The sequence below is a fragment of the Ferroplasma acidarmanus Fer1 genome, assembly GCF_000152265.2.
Classification (GTDB): Archaea; Thermoplasmatota; Thermoplasmata; order Thermoplasmatales; family Thermoplasmataceae; genus Ferroplasma; species Ferroplasma acidiphilum.
The window spans coordinates 546,409-571,093 of the sequence record NC_021592.1; the positions used below are offsets into that span (position 1 = coordinate 546,409).

Genomic DNA, 24,685 nt, shown 5'->3' on the forward strand with positions numbered 1-24,685 from the left:
CTATATGATACAACCGTATACCGTTTTATACTATCTGCCTATTCATTATTATGGTATCTAGAAAGATGAATCCTGAAAGAAAGATTTATGGAACTTATAGCAACAGGGATTTTAATAATCCAGTGCCTGAATTTGAATTTCCGGAGGAGGGAATGGCGTCCAGGGCTGCATATGAAATGATACATGAGGAATTAAAGCTTGATGGAATTCCAGAATTAAATCTGGCAACTTTCGTTACAACATATATGGAACCGGAAGCAAAAAATCTGTATATGGAAAATGCACATAAAAATTTCATAGATAGTTTCGAATACCCCCAGATAAAAAAGGAAGAAACGAGAATTGTCAATATACTCTCAAGGCTCTACAATGCACCGGAGGGAAAAGATTTTACGGGAACATCGACAATAGGTTCTTCCGAATCCATAATGCTGGCATTGCTGGCACACAAATGGAACTGGAAGTCTAAAATGGAAGCCCTGAAAAAGGATGCGTCAAAGCCCAACATTGTCTTCGGTGCCGATACACATGTGGTATGGGACAAATTTGCAAAATATTTTGATGTTGAGGCAAGGGTAGTCCCACTTGATGCAAAAACAAGGGTGGTTGATCCGGACAAGCTTATAGAAAATGTTGATGAGAATACTATAGCTGTTGGTGCAGTGCTTGGAACAACTTTTACAGGTGCTTTTGATGATGTTAAACGGATAAATTCACTTCTGGAAGAATTAAAATCTAAAAAAGGTTTAGATATTCCAATACATGTGGATGCTGCAAGTGCAGGTTTCATAACTCCCTTCATAGAACCGGAACTTGAATGGGATTTCAGGCTTAGCCATGTAAAATCCATAAATGTTTCAGGGCACAAATTCGGGCTTGTATACCCTGGATTGGGCTGGCTTCTCTTCAAGGATAAAGCCGACCTGCCAGATGACCTGGTATTTTATGTTAATTACCTTGGCGATGATATGCCTACATATACTCTCAATTTTTCCAAAAGTGCTGCAAACATAGCACCACAGTACTATAACATAATAAGGCTTGGAAAATCAGGTTACCGCAATATAGCTGAAAATATAATGAAGAATGCGAAATATCTTGCAGACAAAATAAGTGAATTTCCGGAACTGGAGGTTGTAAGCAGGGCAGAACATATACCGGTTGTGACGTTCAGGCAGAAGACATCCAGCAGTTACACCCTCTTCGACCTCTCCGCTGCAATCAGGAGCTATGGATGGATTGTACCGGCATATTCCCTGCCGGATAACGCAAATGATACGGTGCTTATGAGAGTTGTAGTTCGCGAAGGCTTTAGCAGGGACCTTGCCGATATATTTCTTGAAAATCTGAAACAGTCTATGGAAAAATTATCCGGAAAGGGTATAGAAAAATCAAAAATTTCAAGCCGCAGGGGGCATGCTGTCTCCTGAACTTTTAATTTTTTCTCCTTTTTGATAGTTCATCCATTATATCGGATAGTTTTATATTCTCGTATGAGAGGAATACAAGGAGATGGTATAGCAGGTCTGCAGTTTCATACACAATTCTGTCCTTGCCCTGTGCCAGTATTGATTCGACTGCTTCTTCACCAACCTTTTTCTTTATGTTCTCCTCTCCAGATTCAAAAAGTTCCGTTGTGTACGAATTTTTCCTGGGTGTGTTTTTGGTTTTAGCTATTAATGATTCAAGTTCAAGGAGAACTTCCAGTGAATAATTTATATTTCCTGCAACAGCGGGAGTTGCAATTTCCCTGAAGCAGCTTTTGGTTCCCAGGTGGCAGGCAGCACCCTTCTGTTTTACCATGAATAAGAGGGAGTCATTATCACAGTCTATCTTAACATCCTTTATTTCCTGTATATTTCCACTGGCTTCCCCCTTCATCCTTACCCGCTGCTTAGATCTTGAATAATAATGCATAAGGCCTGTTTCCATGCTTTTCCTGTATGCTTCTCCATCCATATATGCAAGCGTTAGAACCTCTTTTGTCTCACTGTCCTGTACAACAACGGGCATGAGCCCTTCAAATTTTAAATCATAATCTGACATTTACACCATTCCCCTTCAGGTATTTTTTGATCTCATTTGCAGTATATTTCCCTTCATGGAAGATGGAAGCTGCAAGCGCCCCATCAGCCCCGGCCTGGAATACGCCAAGGAAATCTTCAGGTGACCCGGCACCACCGGAGGCAATAACAGGGATATTGACACTTCCCGTTATTTTTCTAATCAGGTCAGTATCAAACCCCTTCTTTGTGCCATCTGTGTTTATAGAAGTAACCAGGAGTTCTCCTGCCCCAAGGCTTTCTGCTTTCTGTGCCCATGAAATTGCATCAATTCCGGCATTCAAAGTGCCTCCATGGGTGTATACATAATAATTTCCATTATGCCTGCCTGAATCTATTGCTATAACTGTATTGGCTGATCCAATCCTATCCGATATTTTCCCTATTATTTCAGGGTGTTCAACTGCATATGTATTAATAAATATGCGGTCTGCCCCATTCCTTATTATTTTTACCATAGTTTCTATATCGGTTAGCCCGCCTCCTACTGTAAATGGGATATATATCTCTGAGGCAACCCTTTCAACAAGCATATTCATAATGTTCCTTTTCTCACGGGTTGCCCGGATATCAAGGAATACAAGTTCATCAATTCCTTCCGATTCATAGCGTTTAGCAAGCTGGATAGGATCTCCGGAATCCTTTACATTCTCAAAGTTTACACCTTTTACTACCCTATCACCGGCAATATCCAGTGCCCCTATTATTCGTTTTGCAAGCATTTTAATTCCTCTATTTTTATATTCCCATTATAAAGGGCCTTGCCTATTATGGCACCATTAAACCCCATATTTTCAAGTTTTTTCAGGTCATCAATAGAATTCACGCCACCGGCATACATAAAATATCCTTCATCCCAGAATTTCTCTATCCTGCTTATATGCCCGGTACCATCGCTATTTATTGCCGTAAATATGAAACGGTTTGCCCTGCCCTTTACCATGGAGTAAAAATCACGGTAACTGATTTCTGTCCCATCTGCCCATCCGTTATATTTGATATATCCATTGTATGCATCTATGCTGATAGTTATATTTTTATGTTTTTCCGAGACTTCTTCCAAAATTTTTTTATCAAGGGAGGCTGTGCCTATTATAATGCTATCAATTCCAAGGCTATAGCCTGCCTCAATAGATTCCATTGTACGGTAGCCGCCACCTGCCTGCATGAACGATTTCACATTTTTCCTTATGTTTTTAATAAGATTGGTATTGGCAGGATTTCCTGTGAAAGCCCCATTAAGGTCAACAATATGCAATTTGCCCGAGATTGAAGAAAATTCCTGTGCAAATTTTACCGGGTCTCCGAATGATTCAATTTTCTCTATCTTCCCGTTTTCAAGGGATACCGCTTCTCCATTATAAATATCAATAGCAGGATATATATCTATCATTTCAAACCTCCAAAATTTTTCAATACCCGTATGCCATCGTTTCCGGATTTTTCAGGATGGAACTGCACCCCATAGATATTTCCCATTTCGATTCCTGAAGCAAATTTATTTCCGTATTCTGTCTCCATAACTGTATATTGATTTTCAGGGGCATAATATGAATGCATAAAATAAAAGAATGAGTCATTCCCTATGCCTTCCATAATCTTTGAAGGGGATTTTACATTTACTGTATTCCATCCCATATGGGGAGTTTTTACACCATTAAACTTCTTTACAGTTCCATTGAATACTCCTAATCCGTTGCCGGGGCCTTCTTCGCTGTTTTCGAAGAGGATTTCCAGCCCGAGGCATATTCCAAGATATGGAATCCCGGACTTTATTTTCTCTACCAGCAGATCCTTAATAGGCTCAATAATTTGTGACACATACTGGAAAGACCCCACCCCCGGAAAAATTATTTTTACAGATTTTTCTATTTCATATGGATCGCTGGTTACTTTTCCCCTGACTATTCTATTTATATTGGAAAGGTTTCCTGTATTAATATCGATAATTGCTATCACAGTATCCCCTTCGTGCTCCTTGTATATTCAGTTCCTTCCAGTGCATTTCCCAGGGCTGCTCCTAAAGCCTTAAAGACATTTTCCGTTATGTGGTGCGAATTTATTCCACTGAATTTAATTACATGCAGTGTCATGGGCATTGTCCTTGCAAGTGCCCACAGGAACTCATAGAGGAGGTTCAACTCGAAACCCTCTGCATCCCTGAAATCAACCTGGAAATTTATGTATGCCCTTGAAATATCTAAAGAAACCATTATGAGTGATTCGTCCATAGGCATTGTTGCACTTCCAAACCTCTTTACCGGTTTTTCGCCCTTTAAGGCTGTGAGCTCCATGGCAATTGTTATGCCCAGATCTTCCCACAGGTGGTGCCTGAGGTCATAGGAACACTTAATTTTTGCATTCCTGCCCATGTAGAAGAACAATGTGCGCATCATATGGTCCAGTATCTTATCCCCCGTTTCTATTACGGTACTTTCTGAACCAATATCAACCTCTATCACAGTTTCCTTCGTCTCCCTTATCATAGCCTTGCCTCCATAGATTTATAGTGAAGTGGCATCCCTTCTATTTTTGCCAGTTCAAGACCCAGTTCACGATCAGCCATAAAATCTTCCCTGGACACACTGGCAAATGATGTTTTTTTCATAAAGTCGTCCACTGTAAGTGCTGAAGAAAATCTGGATGTCCCCCCGGTTGGCAACAGGTGGTTTACGCCCAGGAAATAATCTCCAGCTGGCACAGGGGCATATTCACCAATGTATATTGCACCGGCATTTTTTATCCTGGTAAATATTTCCATTGGATCTTTTGCCTGTATTTCCATGTGCTCCGGAGCTATTTCATTTGCCTTTGATATGAGTTCATCCATATTTTCAAAAACCATTACCCCTATTCTTTCATTTCCGGCAGTGGAAATGGCTTTGCCGGTGGTGAGAAGCCATGCCTTTGATGTTATGCCATGTTCCAGCTGTGAATTGAGGTCGGCCAGTATATATTCATCCTTTGCTGTTCCATCGGATATTACCATAACCTCCGATGGGCCGTATAAGCCATCTATCCCGGTAAATCCATAGACCTGCCTCTTTGCCTCGTTTACGTATGAATTTCCAGGGCCGAATATTTTATCAACCTTTTTCATCCCAATGCCGTATGCCATTGACCCTATTGCCTGCACACCCCCGATACGGTATACCTCATGAATGCCCAGAAGCCCAGCTATATAAAGTGTATATGGATTTACCCTGCCATTGCTTTCCGGGGCAGACACAATTACAATATCCCTGACACCTGCTATTTTTGCCGGAATCCCTATCATCATTACGGTAGATGGCAGAGGCTTTTTTCCAGGTATATACATTCCTATCCTTTCTATTGGCGTGTATCTGATTCCATATATAGAACCCCTGGAAAAACGTACCTTATCGTTGTTATACTGTATAGCATGGTTTTCGTATATTCTCTTATATGTTCTATTTATTATGTCTTTCTGGTATTCCGGTATTAATTCGTTCGCTTCGGCAAATTCGCTTTCAGGAACTTTAAATGGCATCCCATAGCCATCAAATTTTTTGGAATATTCCGAAACTGCATCAATGCCGCCTGATTTAATATCATTCAATATATTTTTTACATACTCTTCTATTTCCATTTAATCCACCTGCTTTTTCAATAAAATTATTTATTTCCTTATATTTTATTTTCTGTGATACCCTGTTAACCACCAAAATTGCAGAGATATCCATTATTTTCTGTATTTCCACCAGATTATTTTTTTTCATGGTTTCGCCGGTCTGGACTACATCCACAATTGCGTCGGCTATCCCTGTTTCCGGCGCAAGCTCAAGGGAACCGTTCAATGGTATTATATTGGCATCTATGCCCATGGAAAAGAAATAATCCCTGGTAATATTAGGATGTTTTGTGGCTATGTCAAGCCCTTCCAAATCTTTTATGCTGTATTTTTCAGGGGCAATTAAGCTGAGCCTGCATTTTCCGAAATTAAGGGTCAATGGCGTAAACAGCCTGCTCCTGCTCTCAGAAAGTGTATCAGAACCGCATATGCCTATATCCCCTGCGTATTCTGTATATACGGGCACATCCCTTGCCCTTGGCAATATAATTTCATTGCCATCCTGGTAGAACATAAGTTTTCTGTCATCATCGATATTTATTTTTATCCCTGCATTTTGAAGGAACGCCAGAGAATCTTTCATCAACCTGCCTTTTGGTATTACAAATTTCATCTTTGCACATCTCCATAGGAATTGCCATATAATTTTGATAATGCCTGCAAATCAAGCGAGAAGCCACATCCATTCATCTTTTTAATTACGTAATTTCCACCGCCTCCAAGAAATTCGTGCCTTCCATAGATCTCGAATATAAGGCCACGGTAATATTCAGGCTGCCTTACCGTCCCGAGGTCTATAATAACCCGTGGATCATTTATTTCTTCTAATATGCTATCCAGTTCAGGTATGCCACTATTCCTTGTCCTGGTGTCCATTATCTGAAACAGCTTATCCATGCCATCAATCTCCATATTCTGAAGCTGTGGGTAATTCCTGTTCTTCACTGCATTTAAAATTATTCCTCCATCTTTTTTCTTTCTATATGGGTCAAAAACATCTGTAATGCTGATATCAATATTGTAATCCCTTATCCCCAGGTCATCCAGAATTTTTATGGCCATTTTCAATATTTCTATATTTGCCTCACCGGGAACTGGCCCTATAATTTCCAATCCAGCTTTGAGTGATTCACCGAGAAATTCGTCTGCCTGCTGTGAAATATAATAAACCCGGGAATTTCCAGGAAAACGGCTGTTCATTAACCTGAGGGTAATGTCTGGCTCAAGAACATACACATCATTCCGGAATATAAACCTGAATCCGTCTATCCTACCCGATTTTACATATGCAGGAGGGAATATTTCGGAATATCCAGAATCATGGCATGATTTCCTGATGGAGTAGGCTATATCACTTAATTTTTGATCTTCCATTTTCAAAATAACCACTATAACTCAAAATACTATCTGGCAAACTATAAATTGTGGTTATTTCGCTATGATGATGTATATGCGAAGCCATTTTTGAAAAAGCAGTATCGCTGGCTATATATTCTATATACATCTCTGTTGCCATGGGCTTTGATTATAATAGCATATATAAGAGTTATCAATAAAAATTATGCTTAAAATATCAATTTTAATATTAATGTGCCCCTGGCGGAAAAACTATATCATCGAATTTTCTATAGGTTTCTTCATCGAACCTCAATAGGTCAGGGTTGACATTCTGTTCCACCGCCATATAATATGCCAGATAATACAATGGAAGGACATTTAAAAGGGCGTTTATGTATTCATCCCCTAAGTCCGGCAAATCTATGGAATAATCACCATCCCCGTTAATTACCACGGTCTTTGTACCTACTACTTTACATGCCCTAACTATGTCATCTGTCCTTGAATTAACTGTATTGCTATTAATTATGACAAGAAGCGACTTATCGTCTATGAGCGATGTACACCCATGAATAAATTCTTCAAGTTCTATTCCCTCCGCGTGTATATGTGTAGCTTCCTTTATTTTCTGGGCAGCTTCCCTGGCTACAGGCTCTTCCGGACCTGCACCCAGTACGAATATCCTGTTGACGTATGAAAGGTTATGTGCAATTTTCTTTACAGTAGAATCCATGGATGTTACAAGCCCCTTCAGGGTTTCTATGGTCTTATCAATGTTCATGTCAATTCCTGCATACCTCGAAGCAATGTACATAGATGCAATGGCATTGTCAAAGAAGGATTTTGTATTGCAGAGTGATTTGTCATCAGCATCGATAACTATGCTTTTGTTTGATATGAGTTCCATAGGTGTTCCATGGTAATGTGTTATTCCCACTATATACGAAAATTTTTTCTGGTATATGAGGGAGTCTATGGTCGATTTAGTTTTTCCACTGTTTGATATTCCGACGACGGTTCCATGAACAGGGACATAATAATTTAAAAGTTCATATGACTGGACAAATGCGTATTTTAAATCCGTTTTATACAGGAATCCCGCACCTATCTGGGCCGCATGGTATGCAGTGCCATTCCCTGTGAACAGCAAAGGTTTGCTGGATAAGAATGAATAATCGGTATTTTCCATGGTTTTTCTTGTAATTTCAATAGATTCTGGCGTTTCTCTGATCATATCATACATATAATACGGATGCCCATTGCGTTTTTCCGGAATTGTATCTGTCATAGAGGTATAAAGCTAAAAAGCATATATTTATTTTGTTACAATATAAATCTGATTTTCAAAGGCATATTGCAGGGCCAGTAATACTTCATACAGGCCATAACAGAGAAAACTATAAATTGAAATACTGTTATGAATTTAATGAATATGGTAGATCCGGATTTTAATTCGCTTATAGAATTGTCAAAAAGTGCTGGAGATATGACAAAAATAGAGCCTGCTATGCTTAGAAATTTCCTTGACGAATCCTCACTGAGCTCCAGGGGGAAGCCGGTGGAAATAAAGGAAACTAAAGATTATAAAATAAAACTGGATGGGCGTACACTGAATGCCAGAATGTATGATAACAACAATGCAAAATCCGCCATTTTATATTACCATGGTGGAGGCTTTCTTTTCGGCAATATTGAAACATATGATAATTATTGCCGCTTCCTTGCTAAGGAGTCATGGGTTAAGATTATATCTATTGAATACCGACTGGCACCGGAACATAAATTTCCAGATGCTTTCAATGATGCTTATGATTCGTTCCATTATATAGCTAAAAAGAAGAAAGATTTTGGAATAGAAGGCAGAATAGGCGTAGCCGGTGATAGTGCCGGTGCAAATCTTGCAGCTGCATTATGCCTGAAATGCCGTGATGGGAAAACTGAAATGCCTGCTGTACAGGTATTGTTCTATCCAAGCCTTGCACCGGATAATTTCTCCAGATCTTTTATTGAGTATTCCGATAACTATGTCTTAACGGGAAAGATGATAAGATATTTCGGAAATATGTATTCAAAAAATATGCAGGATCTGATAAATCCATATTTCTCGCCCCTTGTTGCCGATGATTTTTCAAATCTTCCACCAGCCATAATGGTAACTAATGAATACGACCCTTTGAGAGACCCTGAAGAAACATATGTTAAAAAACTCAGGGAAGCGGGAGTCAGGGCAGTTGGAATAAGGGGGATAGGAATGATTCATGGCTCGGCCACTGACTTTGAGGTTTCTGATGGTGCCAGAAACATTGTAAAAATGGTTGCCAGGATTATTCCTGACTATTTATAGATAGGAATGCAGGGTATTTTAACAACAGAATAGGCGAGATCAGGCAATAACCTGGAAACCATCATCTGTTTTTTTCAGAAGGCGGGAATAAATTCCCCATTCAATAAGTATTACCTCCAGGTCATGAGTTCCGTCCGGGTTGTTGAATGTAGGCACATCATTTTCCTTAAGCTTATCTATTATATCTTCAAGCGTGAATTCACCCATAGAAATAGCAGTTTTAAATGGCTCTATATTTTTAAGCGAATCCCGTATAATTTGCTTTCTTGTATTCATTCCCGATTTTATATATTCTATTCCCTTCTGTGATATCGATATATCTCCGGATTCTGCATTCACCAATCCAATATTTGATGCGGTGTATACTATTGGCATTAAATCGTCAAGGTCTACTTCCATTTCCTTTTCCATTTGATAAAGGTCAGTTTTTCCATCGAATATGTTATTAAGTACATAAAGCAATCCCAGCAGGTCAGCTATCCTTGCATCGGGGTCAATTACATCCATAAAGTGTATATATAATCTGCATTTATAATATTAATGTTTTATAATGTGCTTATAATTGTATAATTTTAATATATACAATTATTAATTTAAATTCCAGTGAATACATAATAGTATGGACATTTTTATTATTCTTGATATAGATTCCAATAATATGTTATAGGCTCCACTTCAATATCATATGGCATTTTGGGGCTGCTGGTGAGCTTACGATCGTATGGAAAGAAGCTTCTTTTCTAAAACAGGAACAGATGGCCTTAAATCAGTAACCCGGCAAATTTGTGAGGGCAATACTTATACAAAGGCATAGTTTTTGAGGCGTATCAAGCCGAGTAAACACCCTCTTCAGCAACATATTTCTTCTGTGCAAGATCCATCATTTTTCTTGTAAACAGTACAGAGTAAATAGCTACTATTATGCCGAATATTAAGGACCCCCAGGCCGCAAGGGTCAGGTCTCCGTTGGCAGTAGCAATATCTATAGTTTTCATAAGCCCGGTGTGTACAGAAAGGGAATGCGTGCCATATATATTTGGCCAGTATTCTCCTATCATTAACCCTCCCCATGCACTGTTTATTGTGGATGATATTCCACTGATGAGATATGGGAATGTAGAAGGAATTATTACCTTTCTCATTTTTTTGAAATACCCGAGTTTGAGATTTTTTGTAATTTCCCAATATTCAGATGGCATTGCCTTTACCCCCATCCAGAAGGAATAGAATACATAATAAAAGGTACTGACAAACCCGAGCGATAACACGTAGAGTTCATTGGTAAATCCTCCAAATAAACTTAACATGAATGGTTCTGTCAAGATAAACAGAAATGGGAAATAAATAGGAGCCGGATAAGCACTCAAAGATTGTATGATCGGTATCCAGTATTTTTCTGCCCTTTTATTCACAGCCAGATAATATCCAAGGAATATAGCTATTACCATGGATACCAGAAGTATTGATCCCACCCGGACATAGTCAAATCCCAGCCCTGTTAACAGAAATGGGGTTTTGTTGAATAATATACTCCATTCTGATGGCTTGACTGAAATTATTAAAGAGACAACGCCGTATAATAAAGCAATCAATATGATTATGCCAATTGAAGCATAGATGTATTTATACCTCTTCTGCTTCTTTTCCTTCTTCTCATATGTTTGCTCATGTTTGTCGCCCTCTCTGTATTTATAGTATCTTGCCAGCCTTGTGAGTGGATTTTTTGAAAGTGCCGCAAAAACCCTTGCTGTTTCCCTTAGATTTAGCCTGCCACGTTTCATTACAGGGGCATCTGTATCCAGTGTATACCTGCCAACTGCGTATTTGCTGAATTCCCTTAATACAATAACAATTGCCACTATTACTATGCCCAGTATAAGAAGCGCCATTTCTATATTAAAGAGCTGTGCACCGGCTACAAATGTATCCAGTACTGACCCTATGCCGAAGGTCTGGTATGTATGTACACCCACCTCAAAAACTTCGCTGACAGTTATATAAAAAAAACCGTTGGACACACTTGGAAAGAGGTTTGCAGTAATACGTGGCACAGAAAAAGGAATATAAAGGTACCGTAGCCTTGAGAATAGACCGAATCTGGAGTTTTCTACAACTTCAACCATTTCACGGGGAACCGTTTTAAAAGCCTGGTACTCTCCCATCCAGATATTCCATACTACAGCGGTAAACACCAGAAAATCTGCGGCAAGTTCAACACCCAGTGTACCGCCAACATGTGTAATGAATATCACCAGAACAACTGGAAAGAATGTAATTACCGGAATTGATTCAAATACTTCAATAAGAATGATATATATATTCTCAAAGAATTTGGATTTAATTGAGGCATATGCCAGAAACCAGCCTGTAAGTATGGAAAGCAGTATGAGCCCGATTACACGTCCTGCTGTGGCAAGCACAGCCAGTATTATTAGTATTATCGCATCCATAATTACACCTCATTTCTTCTTCCTCGGCGGTGTCAGATAGCTATAAAGCATATCTAAATTTGCATTAAATTCATCACTTCTCGGGCTCCTTGGCCTTTGCATCGTAACCTGTACTTTGCTGATAACAGTTGCGGGTATATTATTCAATATATATATTTCATCTGCAAGTTCCAGAACTTCTGTGAGATTATGAGAAACCATTATAACCGATTTTAGTGGAGTTTCTCCGCTGAAAAGTATGTTGTATATATCCTGCCTTAGACCTTCAGCGGTAAGTTCATCAAGATGCGCAAATGGCTCATCCATGAGAAAGACATATGGGTCTGCAGCAAAAGCCCTTGCTATTGCAACCCTCTGGCGCATTCCCCCGCTCATTTCCTTCGGATATAAATCCTCAAAACCATCAAGCCCGACCCTTGACAATGACACTGTGGCTTTCTCTTCCATTTCATCCTTTGTCATATTCTTTGTCTTCATGGAAAGCATGACGTTCTCTTTTGCATCCATCCATGGAAATGTTACTATAGACTGATGAATCAATGCAACCTCCGGAGTAGGTTCATACAATGGTTTTCCCATTAACCTGACAATGCCTTTATCCGGTTTTAAAAATCCGCCTAATATGCGCAAAAGTGTTGATTTCCCGATTCCCGATGGGCCTATAATAGCAATAAATTTTCCGGGTTCAGCTTCAATATTTATATTTTCAAATACATCATAACCATTGTCGTATGAAAAATATATTCCCTCTGCCTCCAGAATTGAATTCGTTACATTTTCATCCTTAATTCCCATTTCCATTATGATTCACCCGCTGGTGAAAATACCCCCGATCATAATGGTTATTAATTGAATATTATTTTATTATTAACTCACGAGGCTATCTCCAACTTGGTATTAAAATAATATATATAACATTATCCCGTATCAAACTCTGGAAATTATATAATAAAAATCATTGTTTATTTTTAAAGAAATGCCACCATCCGGATTGTTTTTTATCAACTTTATTCTTTTTGCCAGATTTAACTCCGTTTACAGGTTCCAGCATTACATCACCGCCAACAAAAATAAAACCAAGGGTGATATTATCTATATTTTTGTTAACCCAGTCGTTATCCCTGTATTCCCTGAACTTGTCGTTCGAGACTATAAGGCAATTTTTTTCCCGGGCATAATCAAGTATAAATGTATCTGCTTTTATTCCTGATGGAGAGAGAATTAGCTTTTTGTTTGCAAGCATCCGGTTAAATTTATCTTTTTCGTCTATAATGTACCTGATATTGGCATCACATATTGTTATAATTTCTGAGGCTTTTAATTCTTTCAATTTTCTTATAACTTCCAGTATATTGCCGAGCACGGCAGTTTTCTTATCAGAATCTTTATGCCCGTAAAGAGCAACATTGCTCCCATCTATAATTACCGTTGCTCCTGAAATTTTATTTTCAAACATAAGTCAACTTAAATGTAAAATAAAATAAATAGGTTTTCTTAAATGTTTAATCTCCCAGTTCTTTTAATTCTTTTTTAGAGAATAATATTTCCTTTAATTCCCTGTCAAGTTCCGGGTCATTTCTCCTGAGGTATTCCAGCAGCAATGAGAAATGTTCTTTTTCATCGTCCCTGTTATGCTTTATTACTTCCTTCAATACAGGATCCTTTGATGCATCCAATCTCTCATCATAGAACATTATTGCCTGCATTTCCTCTATTAGCGATTGCCTTGCTCTTGACATATCCTTTGTCTTTTCATCCAGATCCTTTCCTACTTCATATACCGGCATGAAATATACAATCCAATTTCCAATATAAATTTATTGTATATATAAAAAGAGCCATTCATTTTAATATAAATTTTATAACATAAAATGACTGGAAAATATTGATTATTATGTGCTTTAAGGTCATTGTTATGAAAATATCAATATATTTGTATCAGAGATTCTAACAGATATAGAATAATTTTTGACAATGGTGTAATGATAAGCATTGATACAATCCATATCATACCAGAAATTTCACATATATAATACAGTAACTGCACAGGCAGCAAGGCCAGGGGATTACGGCCGTACAATGGGAGAATTATTATATTTATTAACCTAGAATCGATACCATGTTATGGCAAACAGGATAGAACAGATTATGAAATTTTCGGATGACCTGGAAACACTGAATAAAATGTTTGAACAGAACGAGAATTTATTTGCATACTTAGGCATAAAAATAACAAAAATTAGCAAGGGCTATTGCGAACTATCACTTCCATACAGTGAAAAAATAACCCGTGCCGGGAATGTTCTACATGGTGGCATAATGATGACCGCTGTGGATTATGCAGGCGGAATAACCACGATGACGGTAAACGATGGAATGGACCAGGTAACACAGGAAGTAAAAGTTAATTTTCTAGCTCCCATGTCAGAGGGGCCGTTTAGAATAGAGGGGAAAGCGATAAAAGCTGGAAGAACGGCAGTCATAGTGGAAATAAAGCTATTTGACTCTGAGGGCAAGTTGGGAATAGTGGCTCTTGGAACATGGTATGTGATAAGGGACAGGATAATAAAAAAGAGCTAATGCTATCAATGCCTAACGCAAAATAATTATAGGTATCCCATATATTAATTTATGAAAGGTGTAGAAATAGCATTTCAGACTAACAAAGATGGTGAAAATGACATAGTCACCGCACTGGGGAATCTAACAGGCAATTATTTCAAAAATGAGGAAAACATGGATATAACATGGAGGATTTTCCACGTAACACTTGATAAGGAAAAATACTACAGGGTTTTATATAAAGGAGAAAAGATATCTGAACTGCACCCTGAAAACAGGAAAAAAATAAAGGAAAAATTTGATCAATTGAGCAGGACAGATTATAATGCACTCATGGCTCAATATGAAAAAGAATCAAGAAAACAGGGCTTTGAAAAAATCGGAATAAAAGAGCTTACAGAGGAATACGATCTCTGGCAGGACCCGCTCTGGAATTATATTTAATCATTCTTTGTCACTATAATATCGAGGCCACGCCATTTTAATTTGTAGCCAAGGGCTGGAAGAACCCGTTCAGGTATAAGCCCCTGGCTCTCAACATAATCGAACATTTTTTCCGTCTGTGGATATAGCTTCTCCAGTTCTTTCTTGATTGAATCAACTGAATTGTCATCAAGCTCACCATTTAACTTCTTTTTTGCCGAATATTTTTCCGATAGTATTAATTTCAATGCAGGAAAATCTATGTCTTCGTAGAATGCTATTTCATCCTTCATTTTTTTGTCCTTCTGCCTTAAAATGAATATATTTTCCCAGTTTACTTTACCCTTAAGATTCTCCTTTATCTCATTATCCTGTCTGGCGTATGTTTTTCCTGTAATATTTATGTAAACAGTTTTATCCCCTATTTTCATTACGTAATCCGGAAAATAAACGGTTCCGTTTACTATCAAGGGTTGTGCCTTTTCAACAAAATCGTAATTTATGCTGTCAGTTTTATTGGATTCAGGAAGGTAATAGGAAACTGTGTCACTGAGTTTAAGTTTGTATACCTTTACGGTTTTTTCGAATTTGTCTTTGATTTTTATATCTGCCTCTATTGCCCAGTTTTCCAGCTGGCTTATTTTATGTATTAACATGGCAAATCTTGAACCGTAACGTTCAGGCGATTCAAACATTTCAAGCGGCCCGGTAATTTTAATGGATTTCAATTTACTTCCATCTATCTGCGCCGTAAACAATAACCCAAGCCGTTTAATTGATGTGATTGTATAGCTCCAGTCTGATGAAGTAGTAATATAGAGTGTACTGCACCTCATCATTATTGTCTCAACCTGTTCAAGGTTGTAAGCCCTTGCAATTTCAATGTTGCTTGCAGAATACGCCTGATGGAGCACGAGTTCACTTTCTTTATCCGCATAAAGCCCGTTGATTATTTCATCCATGCTGAGGCCATATTTTTCTTCCACAGGCTTGAGAATATTCCTTTTTTCATCCTGATTTACCGGCGGTATCCTGGCTATTTTAAAAACATCCTCACGCAATGCAGGGGCATCAACATCCACCGGCGGTTCAAAAATAGAATTTCTGAAAAATAGGAGGGAGAGAGCCCTTATAGTTTTCGTACTTGATGAATTTAGCTCTAATTCCTTAAGTGCCTTCAGTATTGTTTCCCTATTGTTCCCTGTATTTTCATTAAAAACAGTTTTCACACTATCTATATAGTCACTGTTTTCATCTGATAAAAATACAGGAAATACAAGCCCTGTTTTAAGTTTACGCACTATCATTAAGTCCGACGGGAACACCTTTTCTCCTCCTCCTGGAAGTTCCATACTCCGTTGTGCCGGAGGATACCAGCTCGTATAAATAGCTGGCTTTTCCCTCGGAAGGCCGGAGTATTCTGCCCAATCTCTGCCTGAACTGCCTTGTGCTGCCAGAACCACTCATTATAATGGCTATAGATGCGTCAGGCACATCAACGCCCTCGTCAAGAATCCTTGATGTGGCCAGTACTGTAATTTCACCTGATTTAAACATTTCCAGATATTTTTTACGTTCTTTTCCTGATGTCATGTATGTAAGCGCAGGGACAAGAAATTCTCTGGATATCAGATATGCAGTGGAGGTATCTTCTGAAAATATTATTATTTTTTCGCCCGCATGCTTGCTCAGCAAATATTTGAGGTACTCCACCTTTCTCTCTGCGTTGAATGCGATTTCCCTTGATTTTCTCCATGCCATGAGCGCTTCTTTCCCTTCAGCACTCCATGATGACCGGATCAAATCTTCAAAATTCATATTCCCGTTGATCTTTATGTCCCTTTTTCTAAGGTAGGATAAAAATATAGTATGGTTTTTCTCATATTCTATTTCGTCTTCATCGGTGAGGTCTATGGGTATTCTTACAATTTTATAATTGGAAATAAAATCATTCAGCTCTTCATATCCCAGTTCAAAAACCTTGCCGCCCATATATTTTTCCAGCACCTCATGCAGTTTGTCATCCCTTTCATATGTTGCTGTAAGACCCAATCTATAGGGCGATGCATAATATTTTGCTATCTGTAAATAGCTTTCCGAAGCCATGTGGTGGACTTCGTCCGCTATTATAAACTTAAAACGGTTTCCGAGGCTTTCAGCCATTAAATAGGCAGAATCGTAGGTCGATACTGAAATGTCCCTGATTTCTTTTTCGCCGCCACCGATTTGCCCCACTTCCACATTTAGAAGATCCCTCAATTTCTCCCTCCACTGGATTATAAGCTCTATTGTCGGTGCCAGAATTATTGTGGGAACTTTAAGCATGGTAATTGCATATATACCCAGTATAGTCTTTCCCGCTGCGGTCGGGAGAACAATTGTCCCTGAGTAATTATTTCGCTGCCACATCTCAAGTGATTTTTTCTGGTATGGCCTGAGGTTTATTTCAGAACTAATTTCGAGTTTTTTATCCTTAAAAACATTGTCAATGATTCCCGGCTTCTTTATGATATCTACATAACGGTAAGCTAGAGCCCTGTATTTTTTAATTCGTTCATCGTATGAAAATATGCCAGAGTAATTCTCATCAGATATTATACTTCCGGCTTTGAAATATATTTCCATGAATCTATATATGAAATCGTTTAATAAGTTTGTCCATTGGATTCCCCAAAAATCTTGTTTCTTGGAGCACCTTCAAGTATGGATTTTCCGTAATCTGTGGTATCCTTAAAGGCTTTCATCTCTACAAAATCTTTAAAAGCTTCACGTGATTTCCATTCTGTGTAAATCATATATTCACGTGGCGAATCTACTTCCTGGTATAATTTGCCATCTACAAATCCAGTTTCCGGTTTGCTTTTAAGCAATTCTAAAACATTGTTGAAAGTTTTAACAAAATCATCGTTATGCCCTTCTTTAACTTTGTAATACAAACCTACATGGATCATAAAAAGATATGGTTTTACAACTAATAAATATTATGGAAAAATAAAAAAATTAATAGTCTCCGCCTGGAGGCATTCCGCCTGCTCCGCCAGGTGAACCACCCTTTGATGACTTTGTTGCTATTACGTCATCAATTCTGAGTATCATCACCGCAGCTTCTGTTGATGCTTCTACTGCCTGCTTCCCTATCCTGATCGGCTCTATGACTCCAGCTTTTTCCATGTCCTCGACATTTCCAGAAAAGACATTCACTCCGAATGTTTTGTGCCCATTTGCATGTTCACTCCTTATTTTTATAAGTATGTCTATTGGGTCGAGTCCTGCATTTTCAGCCAGAGCCCTGGGTATTTCCTCAAGTGCGTCTGCGAACTTTTCTATTGCAAGCTGTTGTCTTCCACCAACTTTAGTAGCGTAGCTTCTAAGATTAAATGCTATTTCTTCAGCAGCGGATCCACCGCCTGTTGTATATGCCCCATCTTCAACGGCTGCTGCTACTACGTGTAGAGAGTCTGTAATTGACCTTTCAATCTCATCTGCTACATGTTCTGTACCAGCTCTGATTAACAGGCTTATTGCCTTTGGATTCTTGCTGCCTGTAACAAAGGTCATGTAGTCGTCGCCAATTTTTCTTTCTTCTACAGCGTCTGCGGCTCCAAGGTCGGATGCTACGATTTCTTCCAGTGATGAAACTATTGTAGCACCGGTAGCTTTTGCTATCTTGTCTACATCGCTTTTCTTAACTCTCCTTACAGCATATATGCCGGCTTTTGAAAGGTAGTGCTGTGCCATATCATCTATGCCTTTCTGGGTAATTACTACATTTGCGCCTGTTGCTTTGATCTTATCAACCATTTCCTTCAGGACATCCTCTTCCTGGCCCAGGAATTTCTGTATCATTGAAGGGTCATTTATCTGAAGATTTGTATCAAACTCTGGTTTCTTTATTTCAAGAGCAAGATCAAGCAGCGCTATTTTCGCATTCTTAACAAGCTTTGGCATGTTAGGGTGTACCTTTTCTTTGTCAAGGATTATACCATCTATAAGTTCAGTCTGATTGATTTCGCCACCGTTTTTCTTTACAACCTGGAGATTGTCAAAATCAACAAGATATTTGCCATCCCTCTCTTCTGCTATTGTTTTTATTGCATTGTATGAAATAGTTCCCAGAAGTTCTTTTTCCACAGATGCACTCTTGCTGTTAAGTGAAGTCTTTGCCATTTTTATAAGGATTTCCTTGTCTTTCAGTGTAACTGGTCTGGATATTTCCTCCAGAACCCTGCTCGCCTGTGCTGCGGCTGTTTTGTACCCCTCTGTAATCACTGTAGGGTGGACATTTTGCTTTACAAGGCTCTGTGCCTGGTCAAGCAATGCACCTGCTATTATAACAGCAGTTGTTGTCCCATCGCCTACATAACTGTCCTGGGTCTTTGAGACCTCTACCATCATCTTTGCTGCTGGGTGCTCTACATCCATTTCTTTCAGAATGGTGACGCCGTCGTTTGTTATAACTATATCACCTAATGAGTCCACCAGCATTTTATCCATTCCCCTCGGGCCCAGTGTAGACCTGATGGATGTGGCAATTGCCTTTGCAGCATCAATATTCTCGAACATTGCATCTTTTCCGCTTTCTCTTTTAGTTCCTTCTTTAAGGATAAATATGGGTTGACCACCAATCATGATTATCAAGTAAGTAAAAATAAACTTCTATATATAGTTTACTATATTTAGGTTAATTATATTATATAATTAAAATATATATAAGTATATATTTATATGCATAATGCCGGTAGAACTATACACTTGCTGTTTTGAAAATTGAAATTGCAATTTTTAATTTCTTCAAATGGAGTAAAAAGCAAGGCTGCAATACCTTATAACATAGGTATCAGTATATTGCTTAGTTATTTGATAAACAAAGTTTTTATATAGAGTTGTTATATAGAGTTGTTATATAACATATATAACAGGTAGCCATATGTTTAAAATAACTGTGAGATACAATAGCACAATTCCGGTCTGTGACCAGATATATTCCGGAATGATAGATGAAATAAGATCCGGCAATTTATATTATAAAACTAAAATACCATCCACGGAGCAGGTAGCAGGCGTCCTGGGGCTAAATTTGAACGCTGTTGATAGAGCATACGGGCTATTGCTCAAGGACAGAGTTATCAGGCAATTTAAGAATAAAAAATATGTGATGGCACCTGGAGACACAGACATTAATCCAATGATTAAGAAAAGGAGCAGAAACAAATGATTGTATTGAGGCTAGGAATATGAATAATCAGTTATATTTTATAGAATATATATTTGAATGCGGGCTCACAAAGGTGGATGAGAAATGAATGTAGAAGCGTTCAGGATTATTGAGCCCGTATGGGTACTTATAATAGGAATTTTAATATCTATAATACCGTATCTGACAGAGAAGTCAATAATATTTGGGGTACGGGTCCCTACAGATAAAATAAATTCAGATACAGTCAGAAAAATGAAGAAAATATACGTTTCCATAACTTTTATTTTAACCATTATTTTAACAGTGCTGACATATCTATTGTCATCATACCTCCTCGTAATAACTTTCTTCATGCCCCTGTTTATGGTACTGGTTGAATTTATGGTGTATTTGCCGGAACATTATAGCCTGGAAAGGATTAAAAGAGACGAACAATGGGAATTCAATGCTAGCAGTGTTACAGGAGTTTTCAATGTAGAGGATGGAAAAAAGTTTCCCTGGTTCTTCACACTTCCGGGTATTCTGGTACTTGTTTCTCTTTTCGTAACAGGCATTCTGGATTATAAAAGTATACCAGAAAGGTTTGCAACACATTATAATGCCAGTGGAATCGCAAATGCCTATTCAACAAAATCAATAGAAAGTGTATTTATTCTGGGCTTTATAAGCATAATAATAACAATTATGATGATTCTGATTGCATATGTTATAGCAAGGACTCCACTAAAAACCGATAACGCATCCCCACATGGAACTGAAAGGGTTGTAATATATCAGGAGAGAATGGTGTACCTGACTCTTCTAACACCGGTATTTATAAATTCTAGCCTGCTTATTGGCAGTTTCGGTGAATGGGGCATAATTAAGGAAAATGTTTTTCTAATACTTATCCCGGTATTTTTACTGATTATATTTGTTATTGCCATATCAGTGAAAACAGGGCAATTAGGCAGCAATATTAAAATTCCTGAAAGTAAAGGGCCGGAAAATACTATTCCGGATAATTCAGTGTCGGATAACAGAAATGATGATTCATTATGGAAAGCTGGCGTAATATACTGGAATAAAAACGATCCGCGCATAATGGTGCCTAAAAGGTTCGGTGTGGGATATACAATTAACTTTGCCCATCCTGCTGGCAAAGTTATACTTGTGTTAATAATAGCTATTCCCGTAATAATTGTTATATCGGTACTCTTTCTACATTGAATTTGATATAATTTTTTTAACATTCCAGTAAAAATGGATAGTGCACATGAAATGATGCAGTGTTGAAAATATTCTGTACAGCTTCCATATTACTGTATTTTTCCGGCCGTTTTTCTGAATTCAAGATTCAGTTTCCGGTTACGTTTACTGTATTCATCATTCTCCAGGATTCTTCATAGAATGCTATGTAGTTAAGTAAGTACTCTTTGCTGTGGCCTTCACGGTGAGTGTACAAATCTCTTTTCCACCGGTGGTAAATAAATACGGTACATTAGAAACCATGCTGGAAAATAAATTTACAATAATTAAACATTGATGATAATCATAAAAATACCAATATTTATATAATTATCCAGGATTAATTTATATGAAATCAATATGCCCTTTTTGCGGTGTTGGCTGTGGACTTGAATTAATGGCTGTAAATAATATTGTTGTTGGCGTAAAACCTGTTCCAGAACATGTAGTAAGCAGGGGGCATTTATGTGGCAAAGGAAGTGTTGCACATGAGGCTTTGACAGCATGGGATCGTTTATACTATCCATTAAAGAAAGTAAAGGGGGAACTTGAAAGGACGTCATGGGAAGATTCAATAAAATATACTATAGAATCTATAAAAAACATACAGAAAAAATATGGCAAAGACTCTGTGGCTTTTTACGGAGGATGCCAGAACTCCCTTGAAGAGGTTTATCTTTTGCAGAAGCTTGCAAGAGCCCTTGGAACCAATAACGTAGATTCATGTGCAAGGGTTTGTCATGACCCATCAGCGAAGGCGCTTAAGGAAATTGTAGGAGTTGGTGCCGGATCTAATTCCGCTACAGAAATCCCGAAGGCAAAAGTTGTTGTGGTAGCAGGAGAATCTGTAACAGATAGCCATCCTGTATTGATACAGTATTTTCTGGAAGCAAAGGAAAAAGGAACAAAAATAATATTAATAGATCCAAGGAATACAAGGTTTGCAAGCTTTGCAGACCTCCATTTAAAGATAAAGCCCAGAAGTGATATATTTTTATTCAATGCGGTTGCCAATTACCTTATCCAGAATAATATGATTAAACCGGATTTTATTGCTGCAAGGACTGAAGGGTATGAAAAATATAAGGAAAATGTTTCAAAATATACACTTGAACTCGCAGTAGAACAAACAGGGTTAGCTGAAAAAGATATTATAGAATTTGCAAAATACATATCTGAGGATAAGGTTATTTTTTCATGGGGGCTGGGGCTTACTGAATCTACTGGCACCAAGGGAATTAAATCTTATTTATCTCTCCCATTGTTAACTGGAAATATGGGGAAAGAAGGCGCAGGGGTAATTGTTTACAGAGGACAAACAAATGTGCAGGGGTCCGGAGACCTCATAAAACCGGATGTGTTTCCTAATGGTGAAATGAATGAGGCAAATAGTGAAGCATTATCCCGCATATGGGGATTTAAGCCACCAGTAAACAAGGGTTCTTCCATTATAGATACTTTTTATGGTTCCAAAAATATAAAGGCACTGTTTATTATGGGATACAACCCGGTAAGGAGCTTGCCGAACAGAAAAAAAGTAAAAGAATTTCTCGGGTCCCTTGAACTTCTTGTGGTGCAGGACATATTTATGACTGATACAGCCCGTTACGCCGATATTGTGCTACCTGCAGCGGCATGGGCTGAGAAGGAAGGTTCTGTAGCCAGCCTTGACAGGCTTGTGAAGTGGAGATTTAAAGCAGTTGATCCGCCAGGAATGGCAAGGCCAGATTATGAAATACTTTCTGACCTGGCAAAGGCTGCCGGGTATAACTTTAATTCAAACCCGAAAGAACTGTTTGAAGAGCTTAAAACAGCGGCTCCCCTGTATTCCCATCTTAATATAGATGATGTGATGGATTATTCAAAAGATTCAAGATACCCTAACGGTGAATTGCACCTTTATGGGGAGAAATTTTCAACAAAATCCGGAAAAGCGCAATTTATTCCTGTGGATTCCGAAAAACATAATGATGGGCTGATACTGGTTACAGGGAGAACCGTAACAAGATACAACAGTGATGAGGTTATAAATAGGGTACCCGGTATGCAGGAATACAATCCCACATTATGGGTCAATCCTTCAGATGCAAAAAATCTCGGAATAGAAAACGAGGATATGGTAAAACTTGCATCAAAGAGCGGTGAACTGGACATAATAGCAAAGATTACAGATGATGTTATACCAGGAGTTGTATTTACCTATATGCACAATCCCAAAATAAATGATATCGTATCTCCAGAATTTGATGACGAAACTAAAACACCCAAATATAAGTATACGCCCGTAACAGTTACTAAATAAAAAAATTCCTGATATATTTTTATATATACCAATTATTATTTCTTCTTTCCCTATTATGATATTTGTTATACACCGTATTTCATATTATATTCCACTATTCTTTATTATTGAACGGTATACTCCAGGCTTATGCCCTTATTTAAAAGCCCGGCAATATATTGCAGCATACCAACATAATTCAATACCATTCTCTGGATGCAAATACTTTCCAGTATATCCTGAATACTTCTGCACAACATTTCCATTTACACGCTTTTCATCAACCATGTTTTAATACTCCTTTCCGTTCTTCGCCATTGTTTTCACAGGTATTATTGCCCTTATGTATATTAACTGCTGCATACAATATAAATGCTTTAACATCCAGTATTTTCAGTAATAAATACAGTAAAAATAATTATTCTTCCAACGGAATATATTGCTAAAGAATAAACCATAAAATATTTAAACCTAAGGTTAATTAAGTGCTGTAGAAAATTTAAATATATTATTTGTTATTAAGAAAATAATAATTGTTTAGAGGGATTATATGGAAGTATTAAAAACTGGAACAACAACACTCGGTATCACAGCAGGCGATTACGTTATTATGGGAACTGATAGCAGGGCTACCATGGGCAATTTCATTTCAAATAAAAATGCACAGAAATTGTACAAAATAGATACTTATGCAGGCATGACTATTGCTGGCCTGGTAGGAGATGCACAGGTCCTGGTAAGATACATGAGGGCTGAAATGGAACTTTACAGGGTCCAGAGAAAGATAAATATGCCCATAGAAGCAGCGGCAACATTGCTTTCAAACATGCTTAACCAGTCCAAATATTATCCATACATGGTGCAGTTGCTGGTTGGGGGATTTGACAAAAAACCGCATATATTCTCTATAGATGCTGCGGGAGGATCTGTAGAAGATGAGTACGCAAGTACAGGATCCGGCTCCCCATTCGTTTACGGAGTTCTGGAAGCTGAATACCAGCCTAACATGAAACTTGACGATGCTATAAACCTTGCAATAAAGGCAATTAGCGTTGCAAAACAGAGGGATTCTGCATCCGGAAATATGCTGCAAATAGGAGTTATAGACCCGGAGAAGGGATTCAACTATCTTTCAGAGGACGACATACTGTCCAGAATGAAAAAATTAAAACTAACTTTATAAATTATTTTTTTTACATTAAAGGTGT

General features: G+C 38.1%; 28 protein-coding genes. 8 read left to right on the forward strand and 20 right to left on the reverse strand.

Annotation, left to right across the window (positions count from 1 at the left end; genetic code table 11):
* Nucleotides 1-50 precede the first annotated feature (50 nt).
* On the forward strand, nucleotides 51-1,430 hold the full coding sequence (locus tag FACI_RS02580; protein ID WP_019841428.1) for a glutamate decarboxylase: 1,380 nt from the start codon (nucleotides 51-53) through the stop codon (nucleotides 1,428-1,430).
* Nucleotides 1,431-1,434: 4 nt separating this feature from the next.
* Here FACI_RS02580 and hisIE read toward each other — a convergent pair whose 3' ends face one another.
* The 10 genes from hisIE to FACI_RS02625 form a co-directional block, all read right to left on the reverse strand.
* Nucleotides 1,435-2,046, reverse strand: coding sequence for a bifunctional phosphoribosyl-AMP cyclohydrolase/phosphoribosyl-ATP diphosphatase HisIE (gene hisIE, locus FACI_RS02585; protein WP_009886553.1), 612 nt, complete (start codon nucleotides 2,044-2,046; stop codon nucleotides 1,435-1,437).
* Nucleotides 2,033-2,785 (reverse strand): imidazole glycerol phosphate synthase subunit HisF, encoded by a 753-nt coding sequence (gene hisF, locus FACI_RS02590; protein WP_009886554.1) that lies wholly within the window; start codon nucleotides 2,783-2,785, stop codon nucleotides 2,033-2,035. The genes hisIE and hisF overlap by 14 nt, the downstream gene beginning before the upstream one ends.
* A complete protein-coding gene (locus tag FACI_RS02595; RefSeq protein ID WP_009886555.1) occupies nucleotides 2,767-3,456 on the reverse strand; it encodes a HisA/HisF-related TIM barrel protein in 690 nt (229 codons plus the stop codon). Before FACI_RS02595 ends, hisF begins: the two co-directional genes overlap by 19 nt.
* On the reverse strand, nucleotides 3,453-4,022 hold the full coding sequence (gene hisH, locus FACI_RS02600; RefSeq protein WP_009886556.1) for an imidazole glycerol phosphate synthase subunit HisH: 570 nt from the start codon (nucleotides 4,020-4,022) through the stop codon (nucleotides 3,453-3,455). The genes FACI_RS02595 and hisH overlap by 4 nt, the downstream gene beginning before the upstream one ends.
* The gene (gene hisB, locus FACI_RS02605; RefSeq protein WP_009886557.1) at nucleotides 4,019-4,549 is read right to left on the reverse strand and encodes an imidazoleglycerol-phosphate dehydratase HisB; all 531 of its coding nucleotides are present in this window, start codon (nucleotides 4,547-4,549) and stop codon (nucleotides 4,019-4,021) included. The genes hisH and hisB overlap by 4 nt, the downstream gene beginning before the upstream one ends.
* Entirely contained in the window at nucleotides 4,546-5,673 is a 1,128-nt protein-coding gene (hisD, locus tag FACI_RS02610; RefSeq protein ID WP_009886558.1) for a histidinol dehydrogenase, read from the reverse strand. The genes hisB and hisD overlap by 4 nt, the downstream gene beginning before the upstream one ends.
* Nucleotides 5,636-6,268: an ATP phosphoribosyltransferase gene (hisG, locus tag FACI_RS02615; RefSeq protein ID WP_009886559.1), complete on the reverse strand. Its 633-nt coding sequence runs from the start codon at nucleotides 6,266-6,268 to the stop codon at nucleotides 5,636-5,638. Before hisG ends, hisD begins: the two co-directional genes overlap by 38 nt.
* The gene (locus FACI_RS02620; RefSeq protein ID WP_009886560.1) at nucleotides 6,265-7,029 is read right to left on the reverse strand and encodes an ATP phosphoribosyltransferase regulatory subunit; all 765 of its coding nucleotides are present in this window, start codon (nucleotides 7,027-7,029) and stop codon (nucleotides 6,265-6,267) included. The genes hisG and FACI_RS02620 overlap by 4 nt, the downstream gene beginning before the upstream one ends.
* Entirely contained in the window at nucleotides 7,007-7,171 is a 165-nt protein-coding gene (locus FACI_RS10215; protein WP_019841429.1) for a hypothetical protein, read from the reverse strand. Before FACI_RS10215 ends, FACI_RS02620 begins: the two co-directional genes overlap by 23 nt.
* Nucleotides 7,172-7,240: 69 nt before the next feature.
* A complete protein-coding gene (locus tag FACI_RS02625; RefSeq protein WP_009886561.1) occupies nucleotides 7,241-8,281 on the reverse strand; it encodes an SIS domain-containing protein in 1,041 nt (346 codons plus the stop codon).
* Nucleotides 8,282-8,425: 144 nt separating this feature from the next.
* Here FACI_RS02625 and FACI_RS02630 point away from each other — a divergent pair, with 144 nt between their 5' ends.
* On the forward strand, nucleotides 8,426-9,337 hold the full coding sequence (locus FACI_RS02630) for an alpha/beta hydrolase (protein WP_048074139.1): 912 nt from the start codon (nucleotides 8,426-8,428) through the stop codon (nucleotides 9,335-9,337).
* A gap of 39 nt (nucleotides 9,338-9,376) precedes the next feature.
* Here the strand turns inward: FACI_RS02630 and FACI_RS02635 are convergent, their stop codons facing one another.
* The 5 genes from FACI_RS02635 to FACI_RS02655 all read right to left on the reverse strand — a co-directional run bounded on the left by FACI_RS02635 (nucleotide 9,377) and on the right by FACI_RS02655 (nucleotide 13,574).
* Nucleotides 9,377-9,844: an AAA-associated domain-containing protein gene (locus FACI_RS02635; RefSeq protein WP_009886563.1), complete on the reverse strand. Its 468-nt coding sequence runs from the start codon at nucleotides 9,842-9,844 to the stop codon at nucleotides 9,377-9,379.
* Between the two features lie 320 nt (nucleotides 9,845-10,164).
* The gene (locus tag FACI_RS02640) at nucleotides 10,165-11,787 is read right to left on the reverse strand and encodes an ABC transporter permease subunit (protein WP_009886564.1); all 1,623 of its coding nucleotides are present in this window, start codon (nucleotides 11,785-11,787) and stop codon (nucleotides 10,165-10,167) included.
* Between the two features lie 9 nt (nucleotides 11,788-11,796).
* Entirely contained in the window at nucleotides 11,797-12,588 is a 792-nt protein-coding gene (locus FACI_RS02645; protein ID WP_009886565.1) for an ABC transporter ATP-binding protein, read from the reverse strand.
* Between the two features lie 154 nt (nucleotides 12,589-12,742).
* On the reverse strand, nucleotides 12,743-13,243 hold the full coding sequence (locus FACI_RS02650) for an NYN domain-containing protein (protein WP_009886566.1): 501 nt from the start codon (nucleotides 13,241-13,243) through the stop codon (nucleotides 12,743-12,745).
* 46 nt (nucleotides 13,244-13,289) lie between these two features.
* Entirely contained in the window at nucleotides 13,290-13,574 is a 285-nt protein-coding gene (locus FACI_RS02655) for a ferritin family protein (protein ID WP_009886567.1), read from the reverse strand.
* A 337-nt stretch (nucleotides 13,575-13,911) separates the two neighbouring features.
* On the opposite strand from FACI_RS02655, the gene FACI_RS02660 reads away from it, so the two are divergent.
* Together FACI_RS02660 and FACI_RS02665 are read left to right on the forward strand one after the other, a co-directional pair.
* Nucleotides 13,912-14,367, forward strand: a complete 456-nt coding sequence (locus tag FACI_RS02660; protein ID WP_009886568.1) for a PaaI family thioesterase — start codon at nucleotides 13,912-13,914, stop codon at nucleotides 14,365-14,367.
* Between the two features lie 51 nt (nucleotides 14,368-14,418).
* Complete coding sequence (locus FACI_RS02665; protein WP_009886569.1) at nucleotides 14,419-14,793, forward strand: DUF2004 domain-containing protein; 375 nt, start codon at nucleotides 14,419-14,421, stop codon at nucleotides 14,791-14,793.
* Here FACI_RS02665 and FACI_RS02670 read toward each other — a convergent pair.
* Genes FACI_RS02670 through thsB form a run of 4 tightly spaced genes read right to left on the reverse strand, consistent with a single transcriptional unit; the run spans nucleotide 14,790 to nucleotide 19,401 of the window.
* Nucleotides 14,790-16,124 (reverse strand): DUF790 family protein, encoded by a 1,335-nt coding sequence (locus tag FACI_RS02670; RefSeq protein WP_019841433.1) that lies wholly within the window; start codon nucleotides 16,122-16,124, stop codon nucleotides 14,790-14,792. The two genes, FACI_RS02665 and FACI_RS02670, sit on opposite strands and share 4 nt — an antisense overlap.
* The gene (locus FACI_RS02675; protein ID WP_009886571.1) at nucleotides 16,066-17,397 is read right to left on the reverse strand and encodes a DEAD/DEAH box helicase; all 1,332 of its coding nucleotides are present in this window, start codon (nucleotides 17,395-17,397) and stop codon (nucleotides 16,066-16,068) included. Before FACI_RS02675 ends, FACI_RS02670 begins: the two co-directional genes overlap by 59 nt.
* A gap of 20 nt (nucleotides 17,398-17,417) precedes the next feature.
* On the reverse strand, nucleotides 17,418-17,723 hold the full coding sequence (locus FACI_RS02680; protein WP_009886572.1) for an antibiotic biosynthesis monooxygenase family protein: 306 nt from the start codon (nucleotides 17,721-17,723) through the stop codon (nucleotides 17,418-17,420).
* Nucleotides 17,724-17,772: 49 nt separating this feature from the next.
* Nucleotides 17,773-19,401 carry a thermosome subunit beta gene (gene thsB / locus FACI_RS02685; RefSeq protein WP_009886573.1) on the reverse strand — a complete coding sequence of 543 codons (1,629 nt, stop codon included), beginning with the start codon at nucleotides 19,399-19,401 and terminating at the stop codon, nucleotides 17,773-17,775.
* A 298-nt stretch (nucleotides 19,402-19,699) separates the two neighbouring features.
* Here thsB and FACI_RS02690 point away from each other — a divergent pair, with 298 nt between their 5' ends.
* The 3 genes from FACI_RS02690 (at nucleotide 19,700) to fdhF (ending at nucleotide 23,498) form a co-directional block, all read left to right on the forward strand.
* The gene (locus FACI_RS02690; RefSeq protein WP_009886574.1) at nucleotides 19,700-19,987 is read left to right on the forward strand and encodes a GntR family transcriptional regulator; all 288 of its coding nucleotides are present in this window, start codon (nucleotides 19,700-19,702) and stop codon (nucleotides 19,985-19,987) included.
* 84 nt (nucleotides 19,988-20,071) lie between these two features.
* On the forward strand, nucleotides 20,072-21,178 hold the full coding sequence (locus FACI_RS09745) for a DUF1648 domain-containing protein (RefSeq protein WP_009886575.1): 1,107 nt from the start codon (nucleotides 20,072-20,074) through the stop codon (nucleotides 21,176-21,178).
* Between the two features lie 367 nt (nucleotides 21,179-21,545).
* Nucleotides 21,546-23,498 (forward strand): formate dehydrogenase subunit alpha, encoded by a 1,953-nt coding sequence (gene fdhF / locus FACI_RS02700; RefSeq protein WP_009886576.1) that lies wholly within the window; start codon nucleotides 21,546-21,548, stop codon nucleotides 23,496-23,498.
* Between the two features lie 135 nt (nucleotides 23,499-23,633).
* Here fdhF and FACI_RS10430 read toward each other — a convergent pair whose 3' ends face one another.
* A complete protein-coding gene (locus FACI_RS10430; RefSeq protein WP_019841434.1) occupies nucleotides 23,634-23,765 on the reverse strand; it encodes a hypothetical protein in 132 nt (43 codons plus the stop codon).
* Between the two features lie 262 nt (nucleotides 23,766-24,027).
* Between FACI_RS10430 and psmB the strand changes: the two genes are divergently transcribed.
* The gene (gene psmB / locus FACI_RS02705; RefSeq protein ID WP_009886578.1) at nucleotides 24,028-24,660 is read left to right on the forward strand and encodes an archaeal proteasome endopeptidase complex subunit beta; all 633 of its coding nucleotides are present in this window, start codon (nucleotides 24,028-24,030) and stop codon (nucleotides 24,658-24,660) included.
* Nucleotides 24,661-24,685: the final 25 nt, after the last annotated feature.

Bases quoted from the DNA above. Each gene is read 5' to 3' on its own strand.
- FACI_RS02580 (WP_019841428.1), top strand. From the start codon at position 51: ATGGTATCTAGAAAGATGAATCCTGAAAGAAAGATTTATGGAACTTAT.
- hisIE (WP_009886553.1), bottom strand. From the start codon at position 2,046: ATGTCAGATTATGATTTAAAATTTGAAGGGCTCATGCCCGTTGTTGTA.
- hisF (WP_009886554.1), bottom strand. From the start codon at position 2,785: ATGCTTGCAAAACGAATAATAGGGGCACTGGATATTGCCGGTGATAGG.
- FACI_RS02595 (WP_009886555.1), bottom strand. From the start codon at position 3,456: ATGATAGATATATATCCTGCTATTGATATTTATAATGGAGAAGCGGTA.
- hisB (WP_009886557.1), bottom strand. From the start codon at position 4,549: ATGATAAGGGAGACGAAGGAAACTGTGATAGAGGTTGATATTGGTTCA.
- hisD (WP_009886558.1), bottom strand. From the start codon at position 5,673: ATGGAAATAGAAGAGTATGTAAAAAATATATTGAATGATATTAAATCA.
- hisG (WP_009886559.1), bottom strand. From the start codon at position 6,268: ATGAAATTTGTAATACCAAAAGGCAGGTTGATGAAAGATTCTCTGGCG.
- FACI_RS02620 (WP_009886560.1), bottom strand. From the start codon at position 7,029: ATGGAAGATCAAAAATTAAGTGATATAGCCTACTCCATCAGGAAATCA.
- FACI_RS10215 (WP_019841429.1), bottom strand. From the start codon at position 7,171: ATGGCAACAGAGATGTATATAGAATATATAGCCAGCGATACTGCTTTT.
- FACI_RS02625 (WP_009886561.1), bottom strand. From the start codon at position 8,281: ATGACAGATACAATTCCGGAAAAACGCAATGGGCATCCGTATTATATG.
- FACI_RS02630 (WP_048074139.1), top strand. From the start codon at position 8,426: ATGGTAGATCCGGATTTTAATTCGCTTATAGAATTGTCAAAAAGTGCT.
- FACI_RS02635 (WP_009886563.1), bottom strand. From the start codon at position 9,844: ATGGATGTAATTGACCCCGATGCAAGGATAGCTGACCTGCTGGGATTG.
- FACI_RS02640 (WP_009886564.1), bottom strand. From the start codon at position 11,787: ATGGATGCGATAATACTAATAATACTGGCTGTGCTTGCCACAGCAGGA.
- FACI_RS02645 (WP_009886565.1), bottom strand. From the start codon at position 12,588: ATGGAAATGGGAATTAAGGATGAAAATGTAACGAATTCAATTCTGGAG.
- FACI_RS02650 (WP_009886566.1), bottom strand. From the start codon at position 13,243: ATGTTTGAAAATAAAATTTCAGGAGCAACGGTAATTATAGATGGGAGC.
- FACI_RS02655 (WP_009886567.1), bottom strand. From the start codon at position 13,574: ATGCCGGTATATGAAGTAGGAAAGGATCTGGATGAAAAGACAAAGGAT.
- FACI_RS02660 (WP_009886568.1), top strand. From the start codon at position 13,912: ATGGCAAACAGGATAGAACAGATTATGAAATTTTCGGATGACCTGGAA.
- FACI_RS02665 (WP_009886569.1), top strand. From the start codon at position 14,419: ATGAAAGGTGTAGAAATAGCATTTCAGACTAACAAAGATGGTGAAAAT.
- FACI_RS02670 (WP_019841433.1), bottom strand. From the start codon at position 16,124: ATGGAACTTCCAGGAGGAGGAGAAAAGGTGTTCCCGTCGGACTTAATG.
- FACI_RS02675 (WP_009886571.1), bottom strand. From the start codon at position 17,397: ATGGAAATATATTTCAAAGCCGGAAGTATAATATCTGATGAGAATTAC.
- FACI_RS02680 (WP_009886572.1), bottom strand. From the start codon at position 17,723: ATGATCCATGTAGGTTTGTATTACAAAGTTAAAGAAGGGCATAACGAT.
- thsB (WP_009886573.1), bottom strand. From the start codon at position 19,401: ATGATTGGTGGTCAACCCATATTTATCCTTAAAGAAGGAACTAAAAGA.
- FACI_RS02690 (WP_009886574.1), top strand. From the start codon at position 19,700: ATGTTTAAAATAACTGTGAGATACAATAGCACAATTCCGGTCTGTGAC.
- FACI_RS09745 (WP_009886575.1), top strand. From the start codon at position 20,072: ATGAATGTAGAAGCGTTCAGGATTATTGAGCCCGTATGGGTACTTATA.
- fdhF (WP_009886576.1), top strand. From the start codon at position 21,546: ATGAAATCAATATGCCCTTTTTGCGGTGTTGGCTGTGGACTTGAATTA.
- FACI_RS10430 (WP_019841434.1), bottom strand. From the start codon at position 23,765: ATGGTTGATGAAAAGCGTGTAAATGGAAATGTTGTGCAGAAGTATTCA.
- psmB (WP_009886578.1), top strand. From the start codon at position 24,028: ATGGAAGTATTAAAAACTGGAACAACAACACTCGGTATCACAGCAGGC.